The organism is Pseudomonas sp. K5002 (genome assembly GCF_013386655.1).
GTDB lineage: Bacteria > Pseudomonadota > Gammaproteobacteria > Pseudomonadales > Pseudomonadaceae > Aquipseudomonas.
This window is the reverse complement of record NZ_JACARK010001692.1, coordinates 1-327: the sequence shown is the minus strand read 5'-3', so window position 1 is coordinate 327 and position 327 is coordinate 1. Positions and strand designations below refer to the sequence as shown.

General features: G+C 67.0%; 1 protein-coding gene. It reads left to right on the top strand.

Going from position 1 to position 327, the window contains the following annotated elements; all coding sequences use genetic code 11:
• Window positions 1–2: 2 nt before the first annotated feature.
• On the top strand, window positions 3–203 hold the full coding sequence (locus tag HX846_RS38740; protein ID WP_178967642.1) for a P1 family peptidase: 201 nt from the start codon (window positions 3–5) through the stop codon (window positions 201–203).
• The last annotated feature ends 124 nt before the right edge of the window (window positions 204–327 follow it).

The following is a 327-nucleotide window of genomic DNA, read 5'->3' as shown; positions in this document are numbered from 1 at the left end:
TCATGGCGCAGGACGGGATTGCCCGGGCGGTGCGGCCAGCGCATTTGCCGTTTGATGGGGATACGGTTTTTGCGTTGGCTTCGGGGGCAGTGGAGGTGGCGGATGGGCCTCGGCGGCAGGTGGAGATTGGGCGGATTGGGTCGGCGGCGGCTGATTGTGTGGCTCGGTCGATTGCTCGGGGGGTGTTTGCTGCGCGGGGTTAGGGTGGGGTGTATATCCGTTACTCCGCGGGCCGCCGCGACGGGCCATCCATGGCCCGGCGCGGCTAAACCGGCGTCCTGCCGGTTTACCCGCTGCGCAATACCTGCGTTCGGCCTCGGGCTTATT

What these genes read in the sequence shown, in the direction of transcription:
- HX846_RS38740 (WP_178967642.1), top strand. Translation starts at nt 3, where the DNA reads ATGGCGCAGGACGGGATTGCCCGGGCGGTGCGGCCAGCGCATTTGCCG.